The sequence below is a fragment of the Bacillus sp. BD59S genome, from assembly GCF_007363175.1.
In the GTDB taxonomy this organism is placed as follows: domain Bacteria; phylum Bacillota; class Bacilli; order Bacillales; family Bacillaceae_G; genus Bacillus_A; species Bacillus_A pacificus.
Window position 1 is genome coordinate 2,573,672 of record NZ_CP034686.1, and the last position, 23,348, is coordinate 2,597,019.

Genomic DNA, 23,348 nt, shown 5'->3' on the forward strand with positions numbered 1-23,348 from the left:
CAATTACATTTTTACTTTTTCATCTACATCTATATAATATAAATCCTCTTTCAACTTCATAATAATGTCTACTTCGTTATAAGTAGCCTCACGAGCATGTAAACCAAATTGATCCATACCAATCCATATCCATCCAGGTGTATGATATAGAACATCTATGTTAAAATAATCTAATTTAGCAAGCTCCGATGTAATAAATTTATCTTTATTAGCGATTTGTTTATTTATTAAACCATATTCTTTTCCATTTTCCAATAGCGATATAAATTTCCCTACAATTGGATGTTCACGAACAATAAAGTGATATTCCTTTTCCTCTATCTTTACAACAATCAAACAAGAATTAGATAAATTATTCCCTAAATTCGACATAGTTATTTATTCACCCCCTTTATTCGATTTACAAACATAATAACAAATGAATATTCAAATAAAATTAATATAATGTAAAAACTATAAAAGCTGATTTCCCTTTAGAAATCAGCCTTTATACTTTGATTATCTATATACTTTTACAAACTATTATAATGTTTCTTTTTCCTCATCCTTTCCGGAAACTAAATTTCCAATAGCATCTGCTGTTACCTCCACCACAAATTCACAAATACCTGCTACTACTTCTCCAATCACTTCCTCCATCTTTTTACCCCCTTATTTTATGTAACTTATTTGTAGTATAGAAGAAATTGGTTATTTCTAACTATCGGAAAACGTGACAACAACATTACAGTTTTGTAAGCTTTTTTATTTTGTTTCGCTTCAATCCTTTGAAACTTCAAGTATGATTCACATACTTATAGGCCATCATAATATTAAGTAAATACTAATTTCGCTAGAGGAGGCGTGTAAAATTTACTACGTAAAATTAATTAAAGGTCAATCATTCTATGCTTTTGATCATCGTTTCTTAATGTGTGAAGAAGAAGAGGTTTCCGAGAAAGTTTATAATTACTTACGTCGCAATGAATTTTTCGAAGTACGTAAAGAAGAATATTCAGCCTAAGTACAAAAGCACCAAGAAAACCATCACTGTATTTTGATATTTTCTTGATGCTTTTTTGTGAATTACTCCTTTTCAACAATTATTATCGACTCTATTAAAATATTCTATTATTTGTCCAAGCTATTTCATTGCCATTTTCATATTTTAGTATATGAGGAGGTGACGAATATGACTCATATCATTGATTACCAAGCTACTCAACCTATAAGTAAAACGGGTGAAACCACTTTTGCAATCCCTGCTTCTCCAAATAAAGCAATTCTAGCAAATTTGAAAGTAAGAATTTCAAGTAGAGATTCACGTAATAATCGAGTAGAATTAATCGCTACAGTCGGAGTTGAAGGTATAGCTGAGATTTCACAAGTTTTATTCCGAATTTTCCGTGATAATGTTGAAATTTTCAATACACAAGTTGGTATTGAATCTACAGATTCCGAACAATTCTACGTACAAACATTTCAAGCTATAGATCAAAACATTGGCAGTGGAACACACCAATATTCATTAACTGTAGAAAACTTAACTAGTGGTGCAAGTGCAGAAGTTGTTGGTCCTCTATCTTTTAGTGCTTTAGCTATTGGACAAGAGCGTAAATGTTGCTAAGTGAATCAAATATTTAATTTTGCACTTGAGAAAGCAAGGCGTAGTTATACGTTCTTGCTTTTTTATATTTATACTTACTTTCTATTAGCTTTAATCATAAATTTTTTACTTTTTGATTCACTTATTTCATCAATTAACACATCAAATTTTTGACAAATCAAAAAGATTGAAATCCAATTATGAAACACGTAATATAGACTCTGACTCTAAAAAAGTTCGTATGAAAAGAATACATAAATAAGGAGGTTTTATATACGAGTTTTTCATTTTAAAAGACGGAGAGGTTTTATATTATGTGGCGTAATAAAAATGTTTGGATTGTTTTAATTGGGGAGTTTATTGCTGGTTTAGGGTTATGGCTTGGCATTCTTGGCAACCTTGAATTTATGCAAAAATATGTCCCTTCTGATTTCATGAAATCAGTTATATTATTTATCGGACTATTAGCCGGTGTTCTAGTTGGACCCATGGCTGGCCGTGTCATCGATCAGTATGAAAAGAAAAAAGTTCTTCTTTACGCTGGGTTTGGTCGAGTTTTAAGTGTTATTTTCATGTTTTTTGCCATCCAATTTGAAAGTATCGCATTTATGATTGCATTTATGGTTGCTCTTCAAATTTCAGCAGCGTTTTATTTCCCTGCATTACAATCTGTAATCCCACTTATCGTTCGTGAGCATGAGTTATTACAGATGAACGGTGTACATATGAATGTAGGTACGATCGCTCGTATTGCAGGTACTTCACTAGGTGGAATTCTTTTAGTTGTAATGAGTTTACAGTATATGTATGCTTTCTCAATGGCAGCGTACGCTTTATTATTCCTCTCAACTTTCTTCCTACAATTCGAGGATAAGAAATCCACAACACCAAGTAAACAAGCTGCAAAAGATAATAGCTTTATGGAAGTATTTCGTATTTTAAAAGGAATTCCTATTGCTTTCACAGCACTTATATTAAGTATTATCCCTCTATTATTTATAGCTGGATTTAATTTAATGGTAATTAATATTAGCGAAATGCAACATGATCCAACGATTAAAGGCTTTATATATACAATTGAAGGTATCGCATTTATGTTAGGTGCCTTCGTTATTAAACGTTTATCTGACCATTTCAAACCTGAAAAGTTACTATATTTCTTCGCAATTTGTACCGCTTTTGCACATCTATCATTGTTCTTTAGCGATATAAAATGGATGTCTCTTACATCATTTGGTTTGTTTGGTTTTAGTGTCGGTTGCTTTTTCCCTATTATGTCGACAATTTTCCAAACGAAAGTGGAAAAAAGCTATCACGGCCGTCTCTTCTCATTCCGTAACATGTTTGAAAGAGTTATGTTCCAAATCGTTTTACTCGGTACTGGTTTCTTCTTAGATACGATTGGATTACAGTACATGGTCTTAATTTTCGGCGTCATTTCATTATTAATTATTTTCATATCGCTATCTAAACAAAAACAATATGAAAAACAGCCTTCGCAATCTGCGAATTTATAACATAAACAAAGACGCATGGATCCTATTAGATTAATCCATGCGTCTTTGTTATATAAAAACTTATTTATTACGCTTATTGTAATTATTTAAAGGAGTACCCCCTTTCGCTTTTGAATACAGTATACTAACATGATATATATAGGGGGTGCGCAATTGTCTGATGGTATGCAGTTATTTATTATATTTATTTTTGTATTAGCTCTGTTTAGCATCATAAACTTTTTAGCTATTTCCTTATCTGGACATTACTTTAAAAGAAGAATTATCGCCGGTTTCATATTTTTACTGATAACTCCTATTGTTTTTTTTACTACCGTAGCATTCGCTTCTATATTCGATGAAGCTGGATTTGGCGCAGGGGGCCTAGCCTTTATTGTTGCAGTTGTATATATTTTAAATGGAATAGTGATCCTACTTTCCTCTTTATTTTTCCTCAAAAGAAACATAACATAGACTATACTACTCGGCATGAATCTGACTTTACACTAGATTCATGCTTTTTCAATTCCCCTTAAATTTTTATATGAAATTAAATAATTCTTTATAAAAATTTAAACTTTATTTACTACAATATGCCTATCGTATTCGCACGTTTATTGAAAATGAAAAGAAAGGAGTACAAAATGAAAAAATTTCTATTACTTATTCCATTATTCGTCATACTACTTAGCGGATGTAGCAATAATGATATTTACGGTTCTTGGGAAGTCGTTGACAACAAAAATGGTCTTTGTCCTGCGTCTTATAAATTTGAAACAGTTGTAAAAGAAGAAAAGAAAGAAAAAATCATTCAAAATTTAGTAGAAATGCAAACAACGAAGAAAAAAGAAGATTTATACAAAGGTTCCTTTGTAAAGGATTCTAATGTATATCACATTGATTATGGTAATTCATTTACATCAGATCAAACTTTAAAAGTTGTCGATGGCAAATTAAACGTATACTTTTATGCAGTGGAAAAATTATGTACATATAAAAAGAAATAATTACTCTTCATTTAAAACGCAGAAAATATTTTCTGCGTTATTTTTATTTTACAAAACCTCCCCAAAAACATTTCTCTCTTTTAAATCTTTAAATTTAGATGTAATATTATATAATAACAATATTTTAATGTGAGGTGCTTTTTTTGAGAAGTTTAAGTTCATTAATTGTATCAACAATCTGTTCCATTCTCCTAATCCTATGGAATGCACATTCATTTTATGAAAAATTCACGACAGGAAATTCATACTATTGGCTTAGTGGTATATTAGGCCTCGTTTTCGTGTACTTTTTCATCCAAAATATGCGGGATATACTTAACAAAAACTACAAAACATCCTAAACCATCTAGAAAGATATAATAGGCAGTTCAGTTTACCGGTACTTATTTACACCTCCCTTTTCAAAAAAGACTAATCCTCCCTCTAAATTTGTCAATCGTTTTAATTTTCATAAAAAAATGATAAAATGTACTCATGTGTTTTCAGAATAATTAAAAACGCAGAAAGAAAACACTGTTTTTAGGAGGGGTTTTGATGACTTACACGTTAGCAACTAGAATGAAAGCATTCCAATCTTCTATATTTAGTGAATTAGGGGCCTATAAAAAAGAAAAGATTGCAGCAGGTCACAAAATGATTGATTTAAGTATCGGGAATCCTGATATGCCACCTGCTGATTTCGTAAGAGAAGCATTGGTACATACAGCAAATCAAAAAGAAAGCTATGGATACACATTAAGTGGTATTCAAGAATTTCACGAAGCTGTAACTGAATATTACAACAACACTCATAATGTTATATTAAATGCCGATAAAGAAGTTCTATTATTAATGGGGTCACAGGACGGACTCGTCCATTTACCTATGGTTTATGCGAATCCGGGAGATATTATATTAGTTCCTGATCCAGGATATACAGCTTATGAAACAGGAATCCAAATGGCTGGAGCAACATCTTACTACATGCCTCTAAAGAAAGATAATGATTTCTTACCTAACTTAGAGCTAATTCCTGAAGAAATTGCAGATAAAGCGAAGATGATGATTTTAAACTTCCCAGGGAATCCGGTTCCAGCAATGGCTCATGAAGATTTCTTTAAAGAGATAATTGCATTCGCGAAAAAGCATAACATTATTGTTGTCCATGATTTTGCTTATGCTGAATTTTATTTTGATGGTAACAAACCAATAAGCTTCCTCTCTGTGCCTGGTGCTAAAGACGTTGGCGTAGAAATCAACTCTTTGTCAAAAAGTTATAGTTTAGCAGGTAGCCGTATTGGTTATATGATTGGTAATGAAGAAATTATCGGGGCACTTACACAATTTAAATCTAATACAGATTACGGAGTGTTTTTACCAATTCAAAAAGCAGCATGTGCTGCACTAAGAAATTGCGCTGCTTTTTGTGAGAAAAATCGCGGTATTTATCAAGAACGTAGAGATACTTTAATTGATGGGTTCAAAACATTTGGCTGGAATGTCGATAAACCAGCTGGTAGTATGTTCGTTTGGGCTGAAATTCCGAACGGCTGGACTTCTATAGATTTCGCATACGCATTAATGGATCGTGCAAATGTCGTTGTTACGCCAGGTCATGCATTTGGACCTCACGGAGAAGGTTTTGTACGTATTGCACTCGTTCAAGATAAAAAAGTGCTACAACAAGTGGTTGAAAACATTAGAAATAGTGGTATTTTTTCTCTTGAAAAAGTAAATGAATTAGTTAAAAATTAATGATAACTCCCCTGCTTAACTGTAGCAGGGGTATTATTTATTGGAGGTATTTTCATATGCACATTGAAGACACTCTTCCTCATCGTTATCCATTTTTAATGATTGATAAAGTAACAAATGTAAAACATGGTGAATCCGTTACGGGATATAAACTCATTACAAATAATGAATGGTTTATAAATGATAGTCAAAAACATATGCCTCATATGTTAATTGTAGAAGCACTTGCTCAGCTTAGCGCATTTGTACATACGAGTGACTCTGAAGGATTAGGCTTTCTCTCCTCTTTAGATGGAGTTACATTCCACGGAAAAGCATATCCCGGTGATAAACTTGATTTGCATTATGAGCTATCTCGCAATCGCCGAGGTTTTATTCTCGGTACAGGTACTGCAACTGTTTATAATCAGCCGATTGTAACTGTGGAAAAACTATTAATATATCAAGCTGATTAGAGACGATGTAATCCGCGGGGTATCTACCTCCTACAAATTCGTCTCACCATCATAAACAGAGTAAACAAATTACTTGGTAAGGAGCAGGCAAATGGAAAGTACGATCGGTATCGATGCTGGTGGAACATTAACGAAAATTGCTTATTTGAACGAACAAAAGCAATTAGCTTTTGAAAAATTTTATTCAAATGAACATGATAAAATAATAGATTGGCTTAAGAAAAATACTCGTATAAAACAAATATGTATTACAGGTGGTAAAGCAAAACAATTACAGCAACTACTTTCTGACTCATATAAAATAGTAGAACTAAATGAATTTGAAGCTACTCTTATAGGTGTCCGATACATATTAAAAGAAGAAAAATATGATATAAACAACTTTATATTAACAAATATCGGTACAGGCACTTCTATTCATTACGTTTATAATGACCAATATATTCGCGCTGGCGGAACTGGTGTTGGCGGTGGTACTATTATGGGGCTTTCAAAATTGTTAACAAATATAGACCATTTTGAAGATGTAATTCCTTTAACAAAAGTAGGTTCTAGAAAAGAATTAGATATTACAGTTGGTGATATTTATGGCGGTATTCTCTCCCCTATTGATAATAGTTTAACTGCAAGCAATTTTGGTAAAGCTGCTACTATAGAATTAAATTATAATAGCTCAGATATACTTGCTACTGTACAAGGACTCGTCGGTGAAGTCGTTACTGCATTAAGCCTTCAATTTGCCGAAACAAAAAACATTGACCATATTATTTATATTGGTTCGACTCTATGTAATAACATACACCTTCAAAATATTATTAGTAGCTACACAAAATATCAAAATAAAATACCTATTTTTTTACAAGATGGTGGTAATAGCGGTGCGATTGGTGCTTTACTTTATGTTGCGAATAAAAAAAGCTGACACTTGTCAGCTTTTTTGCAACGGTACTTCAAATTCAATAATCGATTCCCCGTTCTCTCCAATTCGCTCTACACTAATTCTATCAATTACACATTGTAACGTTTCAGGTAAACTATGAATATCCTTGGCTACTTCAGCAGCTAACTCAGCATTTTCTTTTCTCCCGACTGTTACATGTGGTGTGTATGGAATATCTTCTTTTAAAAATTGTATTAAAGGTCCTGTATACAGCAAGTCATGTAGTTCTTCTATTTGTTCTTTCCCTTCCTCAACTTCTAAAAACAAATAGTTTCCTACACTAGTGATACGATTTGCAAACTCAATTTCAATTTTGCCTATCCCTTTTGATAAATTCAAAATATGAGATTGTAATTCATCATTTGAAATATTACTCTTAAATGGAAATACGATTGTTACATGCGGTGGAATTAATCCAAATAAAGGATCATGTTTTTGTCTAATGTCCTCTATTTTATCGATGGACATGTTATTTAGAAAGACTAAAATAGTACGCATTTTTATCCCTCTACTTTCCTCTTATTTTAATATGTATCATATTCTATGACAGCCTTGAACATCAACAAATTATTTTGCTTACATGTAAAAATAAAAACTTCTCAAACGAGAAGTTTTTATTTAACATGATTACTATTCCCCCGCCAAACTTTCCTAAACTTTATATAGCAAGCAATTCTCCATGGAATAATATACGAGACAGCAACAACATAAAATAATAAACCAATTGTTTGTTGATCTAAGTCTACAATATATTTCCTTGAACCATACCTTAAAACGACAAGTGCAATAAAAGTAATTAAGAAAGCAGCACTTTTTTTCGTATACATATTCCCATCATCTCTTCGTTCATAATTTGTTAATACTATAAGCGGCACAGCGAAAAGTCCCCCAATGAATACCGCTATAACTACTTGTAATATAGCTGGATGTACGGGACCAAAAAACCATACAACACCTGGTGTTAAAAATAATAATGGCCATAAAATACGTTTTCCTGATCCCTTTATCGGCTTATGCATGGAGCGATAACGACGCCAGAATATTAATAGTGCAATGCCTAAAAAGACTGTAATGAGTGAAGATGTGTCTCCCATTTGCTATCCTTCTCTCTATAGTAATCTAATAATATTTCAAATCGTTTTTTCGAATGATACTTTACGAATAAATATACTACTGGTTATGATATAAAGAACAGTTAATCCAATTGAAATAACAGTAAAATATGGAATATCTACTAAAGATCCATCACTCGTAAATAGTAAACTGGTTACCCCTGCTTCTCCATAAAGTACACTATTTGTTGATAAGAAAAGTGTTCCACCAATCATAAGACCAATCCACTGAAATCGTTGTTTAAAAACTACTACCACTTGGAAGAAACATGCTGTTGTAACATAAAATAAAAATTGCAAAATAAATTGTTGCACCGACTGCTCCCAAAAACTAACATTTACTAAATTATATTTTATATCTTGTAAAAGCATAACTTGAAGAAATGAAAATAATGCAGATTGCAATACGATATAACAAATTGCCCCGATAAAATATTGTATTCTCGTTACACCGAATGAAACAGCTAAACGAAAAAGCTCATCTTGAATGATGAAAACACTCCCTACTATAAATAACATAATTGCTATTGAAGGGTTATTTATAATTTTGGGTAAATAACCAATGTTCGCTCCATTTAAATGAGCAGCATTTAAAGCCCCTTTTATTAATAAAGCTATAATCCAAAATATTAAAATTGCTTTATAATGAAAATTAATATGTAACTTTAACTGCTTCATTAATATCGTCATTTCACTTCACCACCAGTTATGTGAATAAATAATTTTTGTAATGTTATTCCATTAACTACTAACCCTAATTTTTCAATAGAGTCATAATCTTCATTAGACAATTCTTCCCATATAACAGCAATACCCTTATTTCCATAAACTTCTCGATTTAATACTTTTTTATTAATCAAGAACTTGTCCACTTTATCCTTTTGGCCTGAAATAATCTGAACTTGTTGTAATAACTCTTCCACTGATGATTGAACAACTAGCCTTCCTTCTTTTATAATAATTACATCTTCAATCACATGAGTTACTTCTTCTACTAAATGTGTGGATAATATAATAGTTCGTGGATACTCACCGTAATCTTCTAGAAGTAGACTATAAAATAATTCACGGTTTGCTGCGTCTAAACCTGTAGTTGGTTCATCAAAAATTGTTATTGGTGCTCTACTTGCTAATCCTTGAATAATTCCTACGACTGTTTGCATACCATGGGATAGTTTATGGTATTTCTCTGTCATATTCAGCTTAAATTTATCTGCCAGTTCTTCAGCATAAGCTCCATCCCAATTTTTATAAAATATGCTACACATCTTAAAAATTTCTTTTACTTTATAGCTTAAATGTGCTTCTTCTTTCACTCTAACAAAACACATACTTTGCATCGCTTTACTATTTTCAAAAACATATTCACCAAATATTGATACGCTTCCACTACTTGAAGTAATTTGGCCTGCAAGTAAATTTAATAATGTCGTTTTTCCTGCTCCATTTCTACCAAGCAAACCATATATTTTATGCTCTTCCAATGAAATCGTTACTTCATTTACTGCTACTTTCTTTTTGTATTTTTTCGTTATATCTTTCGTTTCAAGTGCAATCATCCCTCTTTCCCCTCCCTCGTAATTTTTTGAATCATATCCATCAATTCATCTTTGGATATTTCTAATACTTTTGCTTCTTCCCACACTTTCGGTAAATATTCGGTCATAAAAGTATTTTGTCTTTTTTTAAGTACGACTTCTTTCGCTCCTTTTGCAACAAACATTCCGATCCCTCTCTTTTTATATAAAATCCCTTCATCCACTAATACATTTACCCCTTTAGCTGCAGTAGCTGGATTAATTTGTAGCATCTTCGCAAATTGATTTGTTGATGGCACTTGTTCTTCTTCAAGTAATATATCTTTTAAAATATCAGATTCAATCGTTTCTGCAATTTGTAAGTATATTAATTTATTTTGCTCCAGAGTAGGTTTCACAATTTCACCACCTTAGGTTCTTAGGTTCATTACTTATGTAATTAACCATATCACATAAAAATATTTATTTCCATAAATTCCTTTTACAAAAAAAGAGAGTCATTTATTTAAGAATGACTCTCTTTCTAAAATTTCGATGTTTCAACTCTTGTTCTTAAATTCTTTTCATTTATACCATTTTGACAAAAGTTAAATTGTTGTCCTTTTATTGACTTTGTACGATCTACTATTTGCCCTAAATGATAACTTGTGTGCTCCACTAAATGTAATAAACCATGAAGTTCAATATGTCTTTTTTCTTCCCATGATTGTATATATGCCTTTCCCCATTCATCAAATACTTTTTCAACGTACTGTAGCAAAACTTCAGAACCTTGTTTTTTTACTGGAAAATACTCCTCAATTCCCTTTTCAAAAACTATAGTGGGATTTTTATAACGACTAGTATTTCTATAAATATGTTCACAAATATGCAATACGATTCCACCAATTGAATTAACAGAGTTCCCTTGCTTCCACAAATCTTCTTCACTAACGAGGCTAATTGCCTTTACTATCTTAGGTAAATAATGTTCCTGCATTCGATGATAAGTAATTTTGTATACTAACTCCACCTTTTCTCCTCCCATTATTTCAACTGCTGCACTGGATGTGTAGCAAATAAAGATTTCCGAAACTCTTTATCATTCATAAGCATTGTAATTTCTTCGTTATTTTCGTTAAGAAACTTTACTACTTTCTTTTTATCCCATATATCATTTTCTTTTGGGAAATTATCAAATTTTTCATACAGGATTGATAGTATTTCTTCTCTTTTTATCGTGAAATTTTTATTTTCTACTTGAAACTCGTAGCTTTTCGCATTTGGTACTAAAATCGCTAGATAAATAACGTTAAAGAGAAAATTCTTCTCCATCGTATCCTTACCATCAAACCAATACGTCTCAACCATGTCTTCTGTCAAAGTTCCATTTCCTTTTGCACCATAGTACACCTTTATACTTTCATTCTCTAAACTAATACTTTGAAATGTATCACCACCGGGTAAATGATTAACAATTGCAACCACATCTGAGTTATTACCAACATATGTTCCAGCATATTTCTTAAAGTCACCAGGTTTCACATCAGATATTTCTTTTATTCTTTCTCCGCTAGAACAAGCAGTAATAAATAAAAAAATTGTTAGCATAACAACTACATTTCGATGCATATATTTCATTTAGCATCCCCCATTTTTATCGATATTTCGTTAATTACAATACACCTTCTCAAAACCCTTTAAAATATACGCATTTTAATCAAAATTAAAAATTTTCGCTTTTTATGTTTACAATTATCCATTAATTGTATATACTTACTAACGTAAGAAAAATATTCTAAAAGGAGGTCGAAGGAAATGATGAAATTACAATTACATGCTTTAACTTTAGCGTTAACTGCACCTGTGTTTTCTGGACAATTAAATATGAATTCGACCACCCTAATGGAGAATTGAAAATCGTACATTATTTCGATTAATTCATAAATTCGCCACAGGAGGTCGTATACTTTCCTGTGGCTTTGTCACGCCTGGCCATAGGAGAACTATATCTTCCTGTGGCTTTTTTGTGCGATTTTTTAGTCTCTTACATTATTTTTTAAAGAAAGGAGCAACATTCGATGACTATTAGCGTATTGTTTTTAAGTATTACGATTCAAAGAAATAAAATTTCTAAAGATAAAATGTTTCATAATGAGCAAATAGAAAAAGCTATGAATGATGTTAAGGAGCGCCAAGCACTTTATTGTGATCACATGTAATTCCTTTTCGAAAGGAGGAATTCATTTATGACTTTTCATATTTTCTTTTTTACGACTGTACTTCAGAAAAACACTTTAACTGAAGCTGAAATCCATCGTAAACAGCAAATAAAACAACTGACTGATAAAATGATTGACATTAAAAGTTCATATTATACGCATATGTATTAAAAATATATTTTTAAGGAGAAATACCTTCATGAAATTTAAAGCATTCTTTTTAACCATCACCATTCAAAAACGTAAACTTTCACAGAATGAGATTTTGCGTGAGCAACACATTCAAACTATTATGGACGAAGTAAAAGAGCGTCAAGCTTCTTATTACAGCCGTCTTTTCTAATAAACTTATAAAGGGGTTTTATCTAATGAAATTGAAAATATTCTTTTTAACCATCACCATTCAAAAAACTAAGTTCTCGGACAGTGAGATACTGCATGATCATCAAATTAATAAAGCTATGGAAGATGTAAAAGAACGTCAAAGTCACTATTGTAGCCATTTATAATTCCTTTCGAAAGGAGGAATGTATTATGAAGTTTCACCTTTTCTTTTTAACAATTACAATTCAGAAAGAAACCCTTTCTGAAACTGAATTAAAGCAAGAACAACAATATAAACAGATTATGGACGAAATTCGAGATCGTAGAAGCAAATACTACTCTCACCTATAAATCTTTAAAATATAAAAATTGAAAGGAGTCGATTATGATGTTGATAGCACGTTCTAAAGAAATGATTTGGATAGTTCAGAGGGATTCCACATAGTTTTATTGGGGCTATATCATCCAAGTTTACGGTTATATTTGATATATAATAAATATATAATGAATTTGTATTCGTACGCTTTTTAACATTAATTAATAAAAAAGATACACCTCTTAAAAAGTGGTGTATCTTTCTCAACATAAACTATTTTCGATTACTTCTCTTCGTCTTAAACAATCTCACTAAGTTCGATACAACTGTTTTCGTTACTGCATAAACTGGCACCGCCAAGATCATTCCAATAATTCCCGCAAAGTTACCTACCCCTAGAATTAAAATAATAATTGTTAACGGATGGATATTTAATTTTGAACTCATAATACGCGGTGAAATGATGTTACTTTCAAATTGTTGTACAATTGTTACTATAATAATTACGTACAACGCTTGCATCGGAGATACGAACAGACCTACAATAACAGCTGGCGCTGCACCGATAAATGGACCTAAGTTAGGAATGATATTTGTAAATGCTGCTATAATTCCTAAAACGAAAGCGTACGGTAAATCAATAATTAAATAACCGATAAAAGTAAAAGCACCTACAAATATACAAACAAGCGCTTGCCCTTGAATATATGCAGATAATGTTTCATTCGTTTCCTTAATGATGCGAAGTCCTTCTTCACGGTAAGACTCTGGTAATAAGCTTACTGCTTTCCCTGGAAACGCATGGCCATCTTTAAACATATAAAATAAAATGAACGGTACTGTGAAGATAACTAATGCAACGTTCGTGATAATACCAAATAAAGCCGTTGCACTCGACGTAATGGTGTTTGGTATATCCTTTAAGTATTCAATTGCATTTTTTTCAATTGTTTCAATGGAAACATAGTTTTGTGTAGATAACCATTCAAACAATCTATGATGGGATAAATCTTGTATGTATACTTTTCCCTCTTTTATATAACCTGGCATATTTTTTACTAAATCCATTAGCTGTTGGGAGATCGTTGGTACTACTACCCCAACTCCAACCGCAGTTAATGTTATGATAAAAAGATATAACAGTAAAATCGCTAAATTTCTAGGTACTTTTTTATCCTCCAAAAAGACTAATACCGGATTAAATATGAAGTATAAAAATAGCGCGATTAAGATTGGGAAAAACAACGTTGATATGAAGATACCAATCGGTTGAAATAGAAACGATATTTTTGTGCAAATAAATATGATCGCTACAACCATTAGCACTTCTAATGTCCAAAAGTGCACTTTCGATTTCAAAAAACTTCCTCCTTTAAACTAGCACTTCTCTTCATTGTACCAAAATAAGCAAGAATTTCACATAATATTTTCCTTTACAATATTCCAAAATACCAATAAATACACTACAATGAGATTACATACAAATTTGCAGGTAAAGGTGATAAAAATGACACAATGCATCATTTGCAGAAAAGATACGAAAGAACTTAGTGAACAATATGTCATCCCAGAAATATTATGTGGATATTATTTCACAAACTCAATTTGTGATACTTGTCATGAACAAATGACAACAAATATTGATCGCCCCTTAATTCGGCATAAATTAAGTCAATTTAAGATTGAGCAAATGAAAAAACAGATTGACTCCCCCCTCTATACAAATGAGCATGGTGAGGAACTTGCGGCCGCTGAGACAGATGTTGTTGAAGTAAGTGACGAAATACTTTATTCCAATGCATTAATTATGAAACTATGTAAAAAGCACGATATCTCACTACATAACGAAATCTGGAAAGAAGAACGTGTAACGAAAGTAGCTAGCTCTATTCAACGTGAATTACTTTTAGATAACCGTAAGTATAAAATGAGTGTATTAAAAATGGCTTATACTTTCGCTGTACAAGCAGTCGATGGCTATTTTGAAGATCCAGATGCGATTGATATTTCTAGCATCCTATCAAATGCCGACTTCATGGAATTAAAAGAAAAGAGCATTGTTCGTGATTTAAGCAAAAGTTCTTTATGGAATACATTAAATACAAATAGTGAAAACCACTATTTTATTTTATTAAGTGATAAAGATGGGCTGTTCTGTTTCATTCGTCTATTTGATATTTTTGATGTTGTCGTTCATTTATCCGAAAAGAGATATGAACTTCCTTCACCAATTGTCGGCGTAAATGATGTAAATAAGCAAGAATTTTACGTTCAAACTTTAAAACAGTATATGGACGGGCTCTTTAAAGAAAAATCACCTTCTATTTAATTAGAAACAGAACGTACGGTCTCCTTTCTTGATGAAAAGACACTGTGTTATAATAAGTATGAAAAGAACAATACAATCACATAAACCAATTATAAATTGTATATAAATAAAAAAGACTAGTGTGCGGCTACACACTAGTCCACGTAACTTAGCAGATTGGATTGTTCATTTATCCTATTTGTTTCTTACAAACAAAACAACCCACATTCTATTGGCATAGGTGGGTTGTTATTTTTTGAGCTTGTCTATTAAAACGACGACGAATGTTAACAATGCAACGAGAAACAATCCACCTTGCAGTAACAACGCTATTTCACTCACTTATTATCACCCCCCTCCTAATTGGAGAAGTGATAATTGAACAACCAACCGCACCTTAAGTTACTATTTAATTTTACCATATTTTCTGATAGTTTACGATGAAAACCCGCAAGTGATTTACTTGCGAGTTTTTTATCCCGTATTAACAGGCAGTAAACAAAATGGAGTAAAGCATAGGTGAAACTGCCTGTTAATACCCGATTGGTTCAACTAATAATCCTTTGGAACAATTCATCCAAAGGATTAAAGTTTCACTTTATTTCTCACTATTTTTTTAATGCATATGCATCAGCTACCATTTCACCAACAATTTTATTTTCTTGTTTCTTTTCTTCTTTCAATAAAGGAAATAAAAGTTCTGCTACTTCATACGCTTCTTCTAAATGTGGATATCCCGATAAAACAAACGTATCAATTCCTAACGCTTCATATTCTTTTATCCTTTCTGCTACTGTATGCGGATCTCCAACAAGTGCAGTACCTGCACCACCTCTTACAAGCCCGATGCCAGCCCATAAGTTAGGACTTATCTCTAACGACTCCCTTGTTCCTTTATTTAAATGTGTCATCCGTTTTTGTCCAACTGAATCATATCTTGCAAATGTCTTTTGAGCAAGCTCAATTGTTTCATTATCTACATATTGAATTAAACGTTCTGCCTCTTCCCATGCTTCTTCTTCTGTCTCTCTTACAATTACGTGTAACCTAATGCCAAATCGTACTGAACGACCCTTCTCTTCTGCCAGTTTTCTTACTTCCTCTATTTTCTCCTTCACTTGCTTTGGTGGCTCGCCCCACGTTAAATATACATCACTATGTTCTGCTGCAACTTTCTTTCCAGCAGCGGATGATCCACCAAAATATATAGGAGGGTATGGCGTTTGAACTGGCGGGAACACAACTTTACTTTCCGTAACTTTAATATGTTTTCCTTCTAAAGAAATCGTTTCACCTTGCAATGTTGATTTCCAAACCTTTAAAAACTCATCCGCTGCTTCATATCTTTCATCATGCTCAAGATATAATCCATCTCCTTGTAGTTCAACTGGATCTCCTCCAGCTACTACATTAATTAGAAGTCTGCCGTCTGAAATTCTATCAAATGTAGAAGCCATCCTTGCTGCAACTGTCGGCGACATCAGTCCTGGTCTAACTGCTACTAAAAATTTTAATTTCTCTGTCTCAGCTGCAAGTGCGGATGCTAATACCCATGGATCTTCACAACCTTGACCAGTTGGAAGTAAAACACCCGTATATCCTAAATAATCAGCTGCTTGTGCAACTTGTTTATAGTAACCGTACTCAGCTGCTCTTCCTCGTTTTGTCGTTCCTAAATATCTACCATCACCATACGCTGGAATAAACCATAATAATTCCATACCTTTACACACCCCTTATTTATGTTGAAACGTACACTAAAATACTCTATATAAATTACCCCTAATAATTTATATGTTAATTTCCTATCTCTCCTTTAAAATTATCTCTCCATCTTAAAAACTTCACTTCTAGTAAACGAACAAGTGAATCAGAAAACTTCCCAACGAATGCAAAGATAATAATACCGACAAATACGATATCTGTATTTGAAAATTGCCTTGCATCCATAATCATATAGCCAATACCTTCTGTAGATCCCATAAGTTCTGCTACTACTAAACTCACCCATGCTACTCCTAATGATAATCTTGCCCCAAGTAATAGGTTTGGCAATGCTGCCGGTAAAATTAGTTTCGTAATTAATTTTCTTTTACTAAACTCTAACACTCTCGCAACATCAAATAACTTTGAATCTACACCTCGTATTCCTAGAAACGCGTTTACGTATAAAGGAAAAAATGCACCATCTGCAATTAATAACACTTTCGATGTTTCACCAAAACCGAACCATAATACGAAAAGCGGTGCAACAGCTAAGTGAGGCACAGTTCTTAACATTTGTACTGACGGATCTAAATATTGCTCGCTTCTCGTTGAAAACCCAACAATCGTTCCTAATATAATTCCTAGGCTCCCACCAATAAAGAAACCAGCCGCAGCCCTGAATACACTGATACTTAGATGACCGTATAACTCTCCTGTTTTTATAAGTTCTTGAAAAGCTAGAAATATATCTAATGGCGTTGGTAAAACTGTTTTAGAAACTAGATCGAATACGCCGGCTAATTGCCAAACTATTAATACGATAACTGGTATCGTAATCGCTCTTACTAACATTTTTACATTTGTCTTTCGCACTTTTTTTACATTGACATTGCTTTTGCCAATCATTAAACTGGCCCTTTTCACAACAGCCTTCGTATTTTCCAATTTACAAAACCTCTTTTCATTTCGCCTTTATTGCTTTTTCTACGAAAGAATTATCTACAACTTTATCTGTTTTGATTTCTTTCTTTATAGAACCGAGCTTATATTGAAAATCTGCTGTCTGTTGCTGTTCTGCAACTATTTCTTTCGTTACCGGAACTAAGATGGGTTTGTCGTGATTAAACACTTCTTTTACAATATCTGCATCTATTTTCTTTGCAGAAGTGTATATTTTTATTGCTTCATCCAAGTTTTCATCTTGCCATAGACGTGCTTTTTCATATACTTTAAGGAATTTCTCCACTAATTCTGGATGCTCTTTCGCAAATTTTGTTCTCGCAATTAAAAACTCTGGAGAAGATACGTTTAATTGTTCACCATCTGTAATCACCTTCGCTCCTTTATTTACCGTATGTAACGATATGAAAGGATCCCAAATTGCCCATGCATCTACTGATCCTGATTCAAATGCTGGCTGTGCTTCATCTGGTTGTAACTGAATGACATTTACATCTTTCGCATTGATACCTTCTTTATCAAGCGCTCGATACAATAAATTAAATGCGCTACTTCCTTTTGCTACTGCGATTTTTTTACCTTTTAAATCTTTTACACTCGTAATCTTGCTATCCTTTTGCACAAGAATCCCTGTTCCTTTTCTCGCAAAACTCGTATTAGCAATTTCGGTAAATTCAATACCAGCTGCTTGCGCGGAAATAACTGGAGAGTTGCCAACTTCACCAAAGTCTAATCGATTTGATGCGATTGCCTCAAAATAAGGAGGTCCGCTTTGGAACTCTGTCCATTTCACCTTAACTCCTTCTTTTTTAAACTCCTCTTCAAACCATCCCTTTTTCTGTGCCAATAAAAGTGGGCTTAATCCTTGCTGAATACCAATTTGTACTGTTACATCTTCCTTCTTACTACTTGCTGTGCTTTTTTCACATCCGAATAAAAATAATGAAATAGCTAATGCAAAAGAAAGAATTTTGATTTTTTTATACATATACTCACCCTTTCCCTATATACTTGTTTGAATTAGTCCCCCGCGTTCAAACTGTTGTAATACTTTCTTTCGAATTTCTTGGAATGACTCCGAAGTTTTACTACGCGGATAAGGTAAATTATTTTCAATCACTTTATGTATTTTTCCGGGCTTTGCACTCATGATGACAATTCTGTTTGAAAGATATATTGCTTCGTCTATATCATGTGTAACAAATATCATTGTCGTCTTTTTTTGTTCCCAAATGTTGAGCAGTACTTCTTGCAAATGACTTCGGGTAAATGCATCCAGTGCTCCAAATGGTTCATCAAGCAATAATACATTAGGATCTCTTAGCAACGCTCTTGCAATCGCAACACGTTGTGACATCCCGCCTGATATTTCTTTCGGATATGATTTTTCAAAACCATCTAGTCGAACAATTTCAACCCATTCCTTTACCTTATCCTTCACATACTTATCTTTTAATGACAAATCCGCCGCAATATTTTCTTCCACTGTAAGCCACGGAAACAATCGATGCTCTTGAAATATAAATCCTTGCTTCTTACTCGGTTTTGTTATACGCTCCCCGTCAATAATGATTTCTCCTTCAAAATCGCCGTCTAAACCTGCAATAATTTTTAATAGTGTACTTTTTCCGCAACCACTCGGACCAATTACTGTAACAAAATCCCCTTTCTCTAATTGAAAATTAATATTCTCTAATACTTGAACAGTACGAGTTTGTTTCGAAAAATATTTTGATACTCCACCAATTGAAACAGTCACTTCTTCGCCTCCTTGAAATGATTCATCTAAATGAACAGATTCAGTATTTATGCAATAAAAAAACCAAAGGCATTTTATCAATAGATAAAATGCCTTTGGTTTCTCCAATCAGCAATACGTAATAGAATTAAGTACATATTATACAAATATTTCCGATAAGTCAACTAGGTTTTATTAAAAAATACATATGCTTCGTTTGAACATCCTTCTTGTTATTTATTTTTTATGGTTCTTAATCCACTGTAACCAATAAGAAAACTCACATGCCAAATGCATTTGGTGCGATTTAATAAGGCTATTAGGACAAAGTGCTGGAAACTCTACAGCTAGACTTACTTCTATACCAGTGTCTGTATCTTTGAATTGATGTCGAACTCCACCAATAGTAGTACCGTCTTTCATACGTGCAACACCTGTTGATTGGTATTGATAAGACTTATCTCTAGGTGTCTTTAATCCCGTTTCGTCACCAAAAACAATAAAAAATTGAACTGGAAATGGAGAATTACCAGTAGTTTCGATAACTTCTAATTCATTTTCCCCAAACGGTCTTAGTACATAGTGATCAGGACAAGCTGACAAGTTCACCTGATTATTTTCATGTGATTGTTCAAGCATAAAACTGTCAATCCCATTTATCGCTTCTTCTGCTGTAATCCCATCTAAATAGATACTTGTTTTTGAAAATTTCCGTCTATTACCAGATAAAACTGTAGCGATACGCATACCCATTTCACTTAATTTAAGTTTAGACTTCAACTTATCATACATTTCATCGTATGAATAATTTAATTTTAGTTCCGTTAGTTTTTTTATCATAACGTCTGTATCATTTAATTCTTGCTCTTTATGTCCTAATGTATGTAAAACTTTTTTAATACGTTCTCTTTTCCATTTTGTAAGTTGTTCATTCAAAATATTGTTTCCATCGATTATAATCTTCATATATTCATATACATCTTCCTTCTCTTTGATCATATCGCAGTGTATTTAATACTAAATTAACCATTTCTTGCTTCGTATCTAAATTCAAATTCACCTCTGAATGAGCAACACTGCTAAGACCGTATAAAATAAAACCTGAAGCTAGTAATGAGTTATCAGTATTAAAAATCCCCGTTTTCATCCCTTCTTCAATCACTTGTCGAATTAATGGCTGCATTCGCGTGAATAATTTCTGTTCCAGTTGAAAATGTTGTTCTGTCTGAAAAGAACTCACATTTTTATAAGGCGCTAATTTTTCAATAAATGTCCAAAATATATTTAGAGAATCTTCCATCTTTTGCATGACAGACCGTTCATTAGAAATAAGTATTTCTTCAATTAACTCCATATTTTTCACAATAAAGTCATTTAATACTTCATCAACAAAATTCTCTTTAGACTTGAAGTAATAATAAAATAAACCCGTTGCTACACCAGCATGATTCACAACATCTTTTATGCTAAATCCTTTCATACCATTTTCCATATATAGTTCAAAGCCAATATCCATTAATTCTTGGCGTCTTACATCTGGATCTTTTGATTTTCTTTTCATATGTTATCTCCTACTATGTTTTTTACCGTGACTGAATCTGATTCAATTGTAAATGACTGAACTACATTCAGTCAATATTAGTTTCCACAAAAAAGAGTAATCCCAAGAAATATACATCTAACTTTAGACTTATCAAAAAAGTTAGGTTATATAACTTAAGACTACTCAATCTCATTAAACACGTATTCTATTTTCAAATCAATTACAATTTAGTTTAACCTCACTCTTTCTGTTTCTACAATTATTTGAGGAAGCGTCTTTTGAATTATTTCCTCTAATACATCAAGAGCTTCGTTCACATAACCACCCTCAAAACCCTCTAAAGGCTCAGGTAACTCATCTTCATCTAAAATAAAATATTCTCCGCTTGGAAGTACCAAAATATCAATAATTAAGTCTTCAAATGACACGAATTCGTCTGTTATTTGCGTATTTTTTACAACATTAAAATAAGAGCCTACATACATTCCATTCTTATCTCTCCATATGTATAAATTGTACGGACGATCCTCCCAGTAGTATGCAATGGTGTAACTGCCTTTCGGGATTGTTAAACTTGAATCATGTGTATTCATTGTAAATGAATACTGAACCTCATGAAATAACACGATACTTCGCAACTGCTTTTCAAGTAATAAACAAGTGTGTTCTACTGTTGTCGAGTCATATCGTATTTTTCTTTCTATAATTTCACTTTTTAGTGTTAGTAATTTATTCATTCTTTGTTTCCCCTTATGCTATTTCTAGCTTTATTATATCGGTTTATATAGTAATAAAGAAGTATTTAGTCTCCAATTACACAATAAAACTCCCTCTTATTTTAGAAGGAGTTTTTCACTGTCCATGTTTCATATTTTTTCACTTCTAATGGAAGCTCATTTGTTTTCAGCCACTCTACTGCACTACATACAAGTGGAGATGAATTGTCTTCTGTAATGCTTTCAATAGGAACCCATCTAGCTCCTAATGAATCTTGCTCTTCAAATTGTTCCGTTACTACGAATTCACCTTCGCACCTTTCAACACCGTAGAAAACTGCGATATGATGTACATGTGTGTACTCCTTGAATTTTGATGGAAATTGAAAATCAATCGTACCTATTTGTTTTACTACCGTTACATTTAGCCCGGTCTCCTCTTTAATCTCTCTATGAAGTCCAGCTAATAATGCTTCCCCATCTTTTAGACTACCACCAGGTAGATCATACCGATTTCTATATGGCCCTTTAATTTTATCGATTACTAATATGTTATTGCTTTCGATACAAATGCCATACACACCAAACGCACGATGAAAATTAGTAGCATTATTCATGGTTCAATTTCTCCGTCATCACATCATAAAATTTCCGTTCCTCATCAACATTTAAGTGAACACGACTTACTGTTTTAGAAAATCCATATAACAATTGTGCTTTCATTGGCTCTTTTAGTGTTATTTCAAATGTTGGAGGTTCCTTTATAAATTCCATCACCGTTGCGTCAAGAACCTCTTTCTCATTCTTTAAAACTTCTCCTTTATAAAACGTAATCTTATCAATTTGTGTAAACGGTATAATGATTTTCTTTCCTAATCCAATTTGAATAATTACCTTTTGTTCCGTAACAATAATTGGATTTTTACGCGTTGCTTGTATTTCAGCTAAAAAATAAAACATTGCATATACGTTTAAAATAAGTAACACCCATGCTACAACTGGATTCCATTGATGAAACAAATAATGAAAACCGATACTTTCTATTAAGGTCGCATGGATAATCATAATATATACACCTATTGCGCCAGTCTTTTTGTGATATGAGTATACAGATTCTCCTTCTGGCACTTTTTCACGCCACGATAAAAATGCATAATAGATTAACTTACACTCTGTTACAATGATATCTATTAATTTATTTCTTTTCATAGCAGCGTCAAATGCAGCATCAATTGCATAAGAAAATGAAGAATACTCACTTTTATATTCTTTATATTTTTTTATTATGTTAGGAAGCTTTCTAACAATTTTATATAGAAGGAATAACTCTACACATACAAAGGTAATTTCTCCTGCAACTATCATATAAGAAACGTATGAAAAAGCTTGTAAATAGTCGCTTGGAATAATAAATCTTGCAAATATATAACCAGCTATTACAACAGGGAATATATACGTTAACGAGTATCTTTTTCGAATAATAAAGAAATACGTAATAACCGGAATTACAAACATACAATCTAATAATGATCCAAGAACAACTTCTTTGGGAGTAGCTGGTACAATCGGAAGAGCATACAATAAATAGTTTGATAATAAGATTAAAGATACGAGTCCAATCCATATACCTTTTCGCCTTCGCGAAAGTGTGACACTCATACTTTCACT

34 protein-coding genes are annotated in these 23,348 nt (G+C 32.6%); 15 read left to right on the forward strand and 19 right to left on the reverse strand.

Annotated elements, in window-relative coordinates; genetic code table 11:
- Positions 1–3: 3 nt before the first annotated feature.
- Positions 4–372, reverse strand: a complete 369-nt coding sequence (locus EKQ63_RS15365; protein ID WP_087953384.1) for a hypothetical protein — start codon at positions 370–372, stop codon at positions 4–6.
- Between the two features lie 478 nt (positions 373–850).
- Between EKQ63_RS15365 and EKQ63_RS15370 the strand changes: the two genes are divergently transcribed.
- From EKQ63_RS15370 to coaW, 9 genes are all read left to right on the forward strand, one after another.
- Positions 851–1,003 (forward strand): YqbF domain-containing protein, encoded by a 153-nt coding sequence (locus EKQ63_RS15370; RefSeq protein WP_071725777.1) that lies wholly within the window; start codon positions 851–853, stop codon positions 1,001–1,003.
- A 168-nt stretch (positions 1,004–1,171) separates the two neighbouring features.
- Complete coding sequence (exsC, locus tag EKQ63_RS15375; protein WP_143881227.1) at positions 1,172–1,606, forward strand: exosporium protein ExsC; 435 nt, start codon at positions 1,172–1,174, stop codon at positions 1,604–1,606.
- A gap of 293 nt (positions 1,607–1,899) precedes the next feature.
- Complete coding sequence (locus EKQ63_RS15380; protein ID WP_088327812.1) at positions 1,900–3,102, forward strand: MFS transporter; 1,203 nt, start codon at positions 1,900–1,902, stop codon at positions 3,100–3,102.
- Positions 3,103–3,255: 153 nt separating this feature from the next.
- Positions 3,256–3,555: a hypothetical protein gene (locus EKQ63_RS15385; RefSeq protein ID WP_087997213.1), complete on the forward strand. Its 300-nt coding sequence runs from the start codon at positions 3,256–3,258 to the stop codon at positions 3,553–3,555.
- A gap of 170 nt (positions 3,556–3,725) precedes the next feature.
- Positions 3,726–4,088, forward strand: coding sequence for a hypothetical protein (locus EKQ63_RS15390; protein ID WP_087953381.1), 363 nt, complete (start codon positions 3,726–3,728; stop codon positions 4,086–4,088).
- A 134-nt stretch (positions 4,089–4,222) separates the two neighbouring features.
- On the forward strand, positions 4,223–4,429 hold the full coding sequence (locus tag EKQ63_RS15395) for a DMT family transporter (protein ID WP_372514618.1): 207 nt from the start codon (positions 4,223–4,225) through the stop codon (positions 4,427–4,429).
- Between the two features lie 193 nt (positions 4,430–4,622).
- The gene (locus EKQ63_RS15400; RefSeq protein WP_143881228.1) at positions 4,623–5,822 is read left to right on the forward strand and encodes an LL-diaminopimelate aminotransferase; all 1,200 of its coding nucleotides are present in this window, start codon (positions 4,623–4,625) and stop codon (positions 5,820–5,822) included.
- 56 nt (positions 5,823–5,878) lie between these two features.
- Positions 5,879–6,277, forward strand: a complete 399-nt coding sequence (locus EKQ63_RS15405; protein ID WP_087953378.1) for a 3-hydroxyacyl-ACP dehydratase FabZ family protein — start codon at positions 5,879–5,881, stop codon at positions 6,275–6,277.
- 91 nt (positions 6,278–6,368) lie between these two features.
- Positions 6,369–7,199, forward strand: coding sequence for a type II pantothenate kinase (gene coaW, locus EKQ63_RS15410; protein ID WP_087953377.1), 831 nt, complete (start codon positions 6,369–6,371; stop codon positions 7,197–7,199).
- Positions 7,200–7,205: 6 nt separating this feature from the next.
- Here the strand turns inward: coaW and EKQ63_RS15415 are convergent, their stop codons facing one another.
- The 7 genes from EKQ63_RS15415 to EKQ63_RS15445 all read right to left on the reverse strand — a co-directional run bounded on the left by EKQ63_RS15415 (position 7,206) and on the right by EKQ63_RS15445 (position 11,487).
- Positions 7,206–7,715, reverse strand: coding sequence for a 2'-5' RNA ligase family protein (locus tag EKQ63_RS15415; protein WP_088327814.1), 510 nt, complete (start codon positions 7,713–7,715; stop codon positions 7,206–7,208).
- A 116-nt stretch (positions 7,716–7,831) separates the two neighbouring features.
- Positions 7,832–8,311 (reverse strand): CcdC family protein, encoded by a 480-nt coding sequence (locus EKQ63_RS15420; protein WP_143881229.1) that lies wholly within the window; start codon positions 8,309–8,311, stop codon positions 7,832–7,834.
- A gap of 36 nt (positions 8,312–8,347) precedes the next feature.
- Positions 8,348–9,019: a DUF4052 family protein gene (locus tag EKQ63_RS15425; protein WP_087953374.1), complete on the reverse strand. Its 672-nt coding sequence runs from the start codon at positions 9,017–9,019 to the stop codon at positions 8,348–8,350.
- The gene (locus EKQ63_RS15430) at positions 9,016–9,888 is read right to left on the reverse strand and encodes an ABC transporter ATP-binding protein (RefSeq protein WP_088327817.1); all 873 of its coding nucleotides are present in this window, start codon (positions 9,886–9,888) and stop codon (positions 9,016–9,018) included. The genes EKQ63_RS15425 and EKQ63_RS15430 overlap by 4 nt, the downstream gene beginning before the upstream one ends.
- The gene (locus EKQ63_RS15435; protein WP_087953372.1) at positions 9,885–10,265 is read right to left on the reverse strand and encodes a GntR family transcriptional regulator; all 381 of its coding nucleotides are present in this window, start codon (positions 10,263–10,265) and stop codon (positions 9,885–9,887) included. The genes EKQ63_RS15430 and EKQ63_RS15435 overlap by 4 nt, the downstream gene beginning before the upstream one ends.
- 125 nt (positions 10,266–10,390) lie before the next feature.
- Complete coding sequence (locus EKQ63_RS15440) at positions 10,391–10,879, reverse strand: DinB family protein (protein ID WP_087953371.1); 489 nt, start codon at positions 10,877–10,879, stop codon at positions 10,391–10,393.
- Positions 10,880–10,893: 14 nt separating this feature from the next.
- Positions 10,894–11,487, reverse strand: a complete 594-nt coding sequence (locus EKQ63_RS15445) for a DUF4825 domain-containing protein (protein WP_087953370.1) — start codon at positions 11,485–11,487, stop codon at positions 10,894–10,896.
- A 440-nt stretch (positions 11,488–11,927) separates the two neighbouring features.
- Between EKQ63_RS15445 and EKQ63_RS15450 the strand changes: the two genes are divergently transcribed.
- Genes EKQ63_RS15450 through EKQ63_RS15470 form a run of 5 tightly spaced genes read left to right on the forward strand, consistent with a single transcriptional unit; the run spans position 11,928 to position 12,743 of the window.
- Positions 11,928–12,068, forward strand: a complete 141-nt coding sequence (locus EKQ63_RS15450; protein ID WP_000156180.1) for a YrzI family small protein — start codon at positions 11,928–11,930, stop codon at positions 12,066–12,068.
- 27 nt (positions 12,069–12,095) lie between these two features.
- Positions 12,096–12,239 (forward strand): YrzI family small protein, encoded by a 144-nt coding sequence (locus EKQ63_RS15455; RefSeq protein ID WP_087953368.1) that lies wholly within the window; start codon positions 12,096–12,098, stop codon positions 12,237–12,239.
- 28 nt (positions 12,240–12,267) lie between these two features.
- The gene (locus EKQ63_RS15460; RefSeq protein WP_000668976.1) at positions 12,268–12,411 is read left to right on the forward strand and encodes a YrzI family small protein; all 144 of its coding nucleotides are present in this window, start codon (positions 12,268–12,270) and stop codon (positions 12,409–12,411) included.
- 25 nt (positions 12,412–12,436) lie between these two features.
- Positions 12,437–12,577, forward strand: coding sequence for a YrzI family small protein (locus EKQ63_RS15465; RefSeq protein WP_088327819.1), 141 nt, complete (start codon positions 12,437–12,439; stop codon positions 12,575–12,577).
- 25 nt (positions 12,578–12,602) lie between these two features.
- Positions 12,603–12,743, forward strand: a complete 141-nt coding sequence (locus tag EKQ63_RS15470) for a YrzI family small protein (RefSeq protein WP_087953365.1) — start codon at positions 12,603–12,605, stop codon at positions 12,741–12,743.
- A gap of 238 nt (positions 12,744–12,981) precedes the next feature.
- On the opposite strand, the gene EKQ63_RS15475 is transcribed toward EKQ63_RS15470, so the two are convergent.
- Positions 12,982–14,067 carry an AI-2E family transporter gene (locus EKQ63_RS15475; protein WP_000837885.1) on the reverse strand — a complete coding sequence of 362 codons (1,086 nt, stop codon included), beginning with the start codon at positions 14,065–14,067 and terminating at the stop codon, positions 12,982–12,984.
- 148 nt (positions 14,068–14,215) lie between these two features.
- On the opposite strand from EKQ63_RS15475, the gene EKQ63_RS15480 reads away from it, so the two are divergent.
- Positions 14,216–15,037 (forward strand): HNH endonuclease, encoded by an 822-nt coding sequence (locus EKQ63_RS15480; protein WP_000189700.1) that lies wholly within the window; start codon positions 14,216–14,218, stop codon positions 15,035–15,037.
- A 228-nt stretch (positions 15,038–15,265) separates the two neighbouring features.
- Here EKQ63_RS15480 and EKQ63_RS30280 read toward each other — a convergent pair whose 3' ends face one another.
- The 10 genes from EKQ63_RS30280 to EKQ63_RS15525 form a co-directional block, all read right to left on the reverse strand.
- Positions 15,266–15,358 carry a putative holin-like toxin gene (locus EKQ63_RS30280; RefSeq protein ID WP_001289320.1) on the reverse strand — a complete coding sequence of 31 codons (93 nt, stop codon included), beginning with the start codon at positions 15,356–15,358 and terminating at the stop codon, positions 15,266–15,268.
- Positions 15,359–15,624: 266 nt separating this feature from the next.
- Positions 15,625–16,737 (reverse strand): FMNH2-dependent alkanesulfonate monooxygenase, encoded by a 1,113-nt coding sequence (ssuD, locus tag EKQ63_RS15485; protein ID WP_087997210.1) that lies wholly within the window; start codon positions 16,735–16,737, stop codon positions 15,625–15,627.
- A gap of 76 nt (positions 16,738–16,813) precedes the next feature.
- Entirely contained in the window at positions 16,814–17,668 is an 855-nt protein-coding gene (locus EKQ63_RS15490) for an ABC transporter permease (protein ID WP_087953363.1), read from the reverse strand.
- A 16-nt stretch (positions 17,669–17,684) separates the two neighbouring features.
- Positions 17,685–18,671 carry an aliphatic sulfonate ABC transporter substrate-binding protein gene (locus tag EKQ63_RS15495; protein ID WP_087953362.1) on the reverse strand — a complete coding sequence of 329 codons (987 nt, stop codon included), beginning with the start codon at positions 18,669–18,671 and terminating at the stop codon, positions 17,685–17,687.
- Between the two features lie 15 nt (positions 18,672–18,686).
- Entirely contained in the window at positions 18,687–19,442 is a 756-nt protein-coding gene (locus tag EKQ63_RS15500; RefSeq protein WP_087953361.1) for an ABC transporter ATP-binding protein, read from the reverse strand.
- Positions 19,443–19,658: 216 nt separating this feature from the next.
- Positions 19,659–20,387: a hypothetical protein gene (locus tag EKQ63_RS15505; protein ID WP_087953735.1), complete on the reverse strand. Its 729-nt coding sequence runs from the start codon at positions 20,385–20,387 to the stop codon at positions 19,659–19,661.
- Between the two features lie 4 nt (positions 20,388–20,391).
- Positions 20,392–20,982: a TetR/AcrR family transcriptional regulator gene (locus tag EKQ63_RS15510; RefSeq protein ID WP_143881230.1), complete on the reverse strand. Its 591-nt coding sequence runs from the start codon at positions 20,980–20,982 to the stop codon at positions 20,392–20,394.
- Between the two features lie 209 nt (positions 20,983–21,191).
- Positions 21,192–21,701 carry a ribonuclease FAU-1 family protein gene (locus tag EKQ63_RS15515; RefSeq protein ID WP_087953359.1) on the reverse strand — a complete coding sequence of 170 codons (510 nt, stop codon included), beginning with the start codon at positions 21,699–21,701 and terminating at the stop codon, positions 21,192–21,194.
- A 101-nt stretch (positions 21,702–21,802) separates the two neighbouring features.
- Positions 21,803–22,297, reverse strand: coding sequence for an NUDIX hydrolase (locus EKQ63_RS15520; protein ID WP_087953358.1), 495 nt, complete (start codon positions 22,295–22,297; stop codon positions 21,803–21,805).
- On the reverse strand, positions 22,290–23,339 hold the full coding sequence (locus EKQ63_RS15525; RefSeq protein ID WP_087997208.1) for a hypothetical protein: 1,050 nt from the start codon (positions 23,337–23,339) through the stop codon (positions 22,290–22,292). Before EKQ63_RS15525 ends, EKQ63_RS15520 begins: the two co-directional genes overlap by 8 nt.
- Positions 23,340–23,348 lie beyond the last annotated feature (9 nt).

Excerpts from the sequence above, each read along its gene's own strand:
- EKQ63_RS15460 (WP_000668976.1), top strand. The coding sequence starts at position 12,268 with ATGAAATTTAAAGCATTCTTTTTAACCATCACCATTCAAAAACGTAAA.
- EKQ63_RS15525 (WP_087997208.1), bottom strand. The coding sequence starts at position 23,339 with ATGAGTGTCACACTTTCGCGAAGGCGAAAAGGTATATGGATTGGACTC.
- EKQ63_RS15430 (WP_088327817.1), bottom strand. The coding sequence starts at position 9,888 with ATGATTGCACTTGAAACGAAAGATATAACGAAAAAATACAAAAAGAAA.
- EKQ63_RS15505 (WP_087953735.1), bottom strand. The coding sequence starts at position 20,387 with ATGAAGATTATAATCGATGGAAACAATATTTTGAATGAACAACTTACA.
- coaW (WP_087953377.1), top strand. The coding sequence starts at position 6,369 with ATGGAAAGTACGATCGGTATCGATGCTGGTGGAACATTAACGAAAATT.
- EKQ63_RS15450 (WP_000156180.1), top strand. The coding sequence starts at position 11,928 with ATGACTATTAGCGTATTGTTTTTAAGTATTACGATTCAAAGAAATAAA.
- EKQ63_RS15510 (WP_143881230.1), bottom strand. The coding sequence starts at position 20,982 with ATGAAAAGAAAATCAAAAGATCCAGATGTAAGACGCCAAGAATTAATG.
- EKQ63_RS15445 (WP_087953370.1), bottom strand. The coding sequence starts at position 11,487 with ATGAAATATATGCATCGAAATGTAGTTGTTATGCTAACAATTTTTTTA.
- EKQ63_RS15455 (WP_087953368.1), top strand. The coding sequence starts at position 12,096 with ATGACTTTTCATATTTTCTTTTTTACGACTGTACTTCAGAAAAACACT.
- EKQ63_RS15365 (WP_087953384.1), bottom strand. The coding sequence starts at position 372 with ATGTCGAATTTAGGGAATAATTTATCTAATTCTTGTTTGATTGTTGTA.
- EKQ63_RS15420 (WP_143881229.1), bottom strand. The coding sequence starts at position 8,311 with ATGGGAGACACATCTTCACTCATTACAGTCTTTTTAGGCATTGCACTA.
- EKQ63_RS15515 (WP_087953359.1), bottom strand. The coding sequence starts at position 21,701 with ATGAATAAATTACTAACACTAAAAAGTGAAATTATAGAAAGAAAAATA.
- EKQ63_RS15390 (WP_087953381.1), top strand. The coding sequence starts at position 3,726 with ATGAAAAAATTTCTATTACTTATTCCATTATTCGTCATACTACTTAGC.
- EKQ63_RS15495 (WP_087953362.1), bottom strand. The coding sequence starts at position 18,671 with ATGTATAAAAAAATCAAAATTCTTTCTTTTGCATTAGCTATTTCATTA.
- EKQ63_RS15425 (WP_087953374.1), bottom strand. The coding sequence starts at position 9,019 with ATGACGATATTAATGAAGCAGTTAAAGTTACATATTAATTTTCATTAT.
- ssuD (WP_087997210.1), bottom strand. The coding sequence starts at position 16,737 with ATGGAATTATTATGGTTTATTCCAGCGTATGGTGATGGTAGATATTTA.
- EKQ63_RS15405 (WP_087953378.1), top strand. The coding sequence starts at position 5,879 with ATGCACATTGAAGACACTCTTCCTCATCGTTATCCATTTTTAATGATT.
- EKQ63_RS15415 (WP_088327814.1), bottom strand. The coding sequence starts at position 7,715 with ATGCGTACTATTTTAGTCTTTCTAAATAACATGTCCATCGATAAAATA.
- exsC (WP_143881227.1), top strand. The coding sequence starts at position 1,172 with ATGACTCATATCATTGATTACCAAGCTACTCAACCTATAAGTAAAACG.
- EKQ63_RS15400 (WP_143881228.1), top strand. The coding sequence starts at position 4,623 with ATGACTTACACGTTAGCAACTAGAATGAAAGCATTCCAATCTTCTATA.
- EKQ63_RS15520 (WP_087953358.1), bottom strand. The coding sequence starts at position 22,297 with ATGAATAATGCTACTAATTTTCATCGTGCGTTTGGTGTGTATGGCATT.
- EKQ63_RS15470 (WP_087953365.1), top strand. The coding sequence starts at position 12,603 with ATGAAGTTTCACCTTTTCTTTTTAACAATTACAATTCAGAAAGAAACC.
- EKQ63_RS15465 (WP_088327819.1), top strand. The coding sequence starts at position 12,437 with ATGAAATTGAAAATATTCTTTTTAACCATCACCATTCAAAAAACTAAG.
- EKQ63_RS15380 (WP_088327812.1), top strand. The coding sequence starts at position 1,900 with ATGTGGCGTAATAAAAATGTTTGGATTGTTTTAATTGGGGAGTTTATT.
- EKQ63_RS15480 (WP_000189700.1), top strand. The coding sequence starts at position 14,216 with ATGACACAATGCATCATTTGCAGAAAAGATACGAAAGAACTTAGTGAA.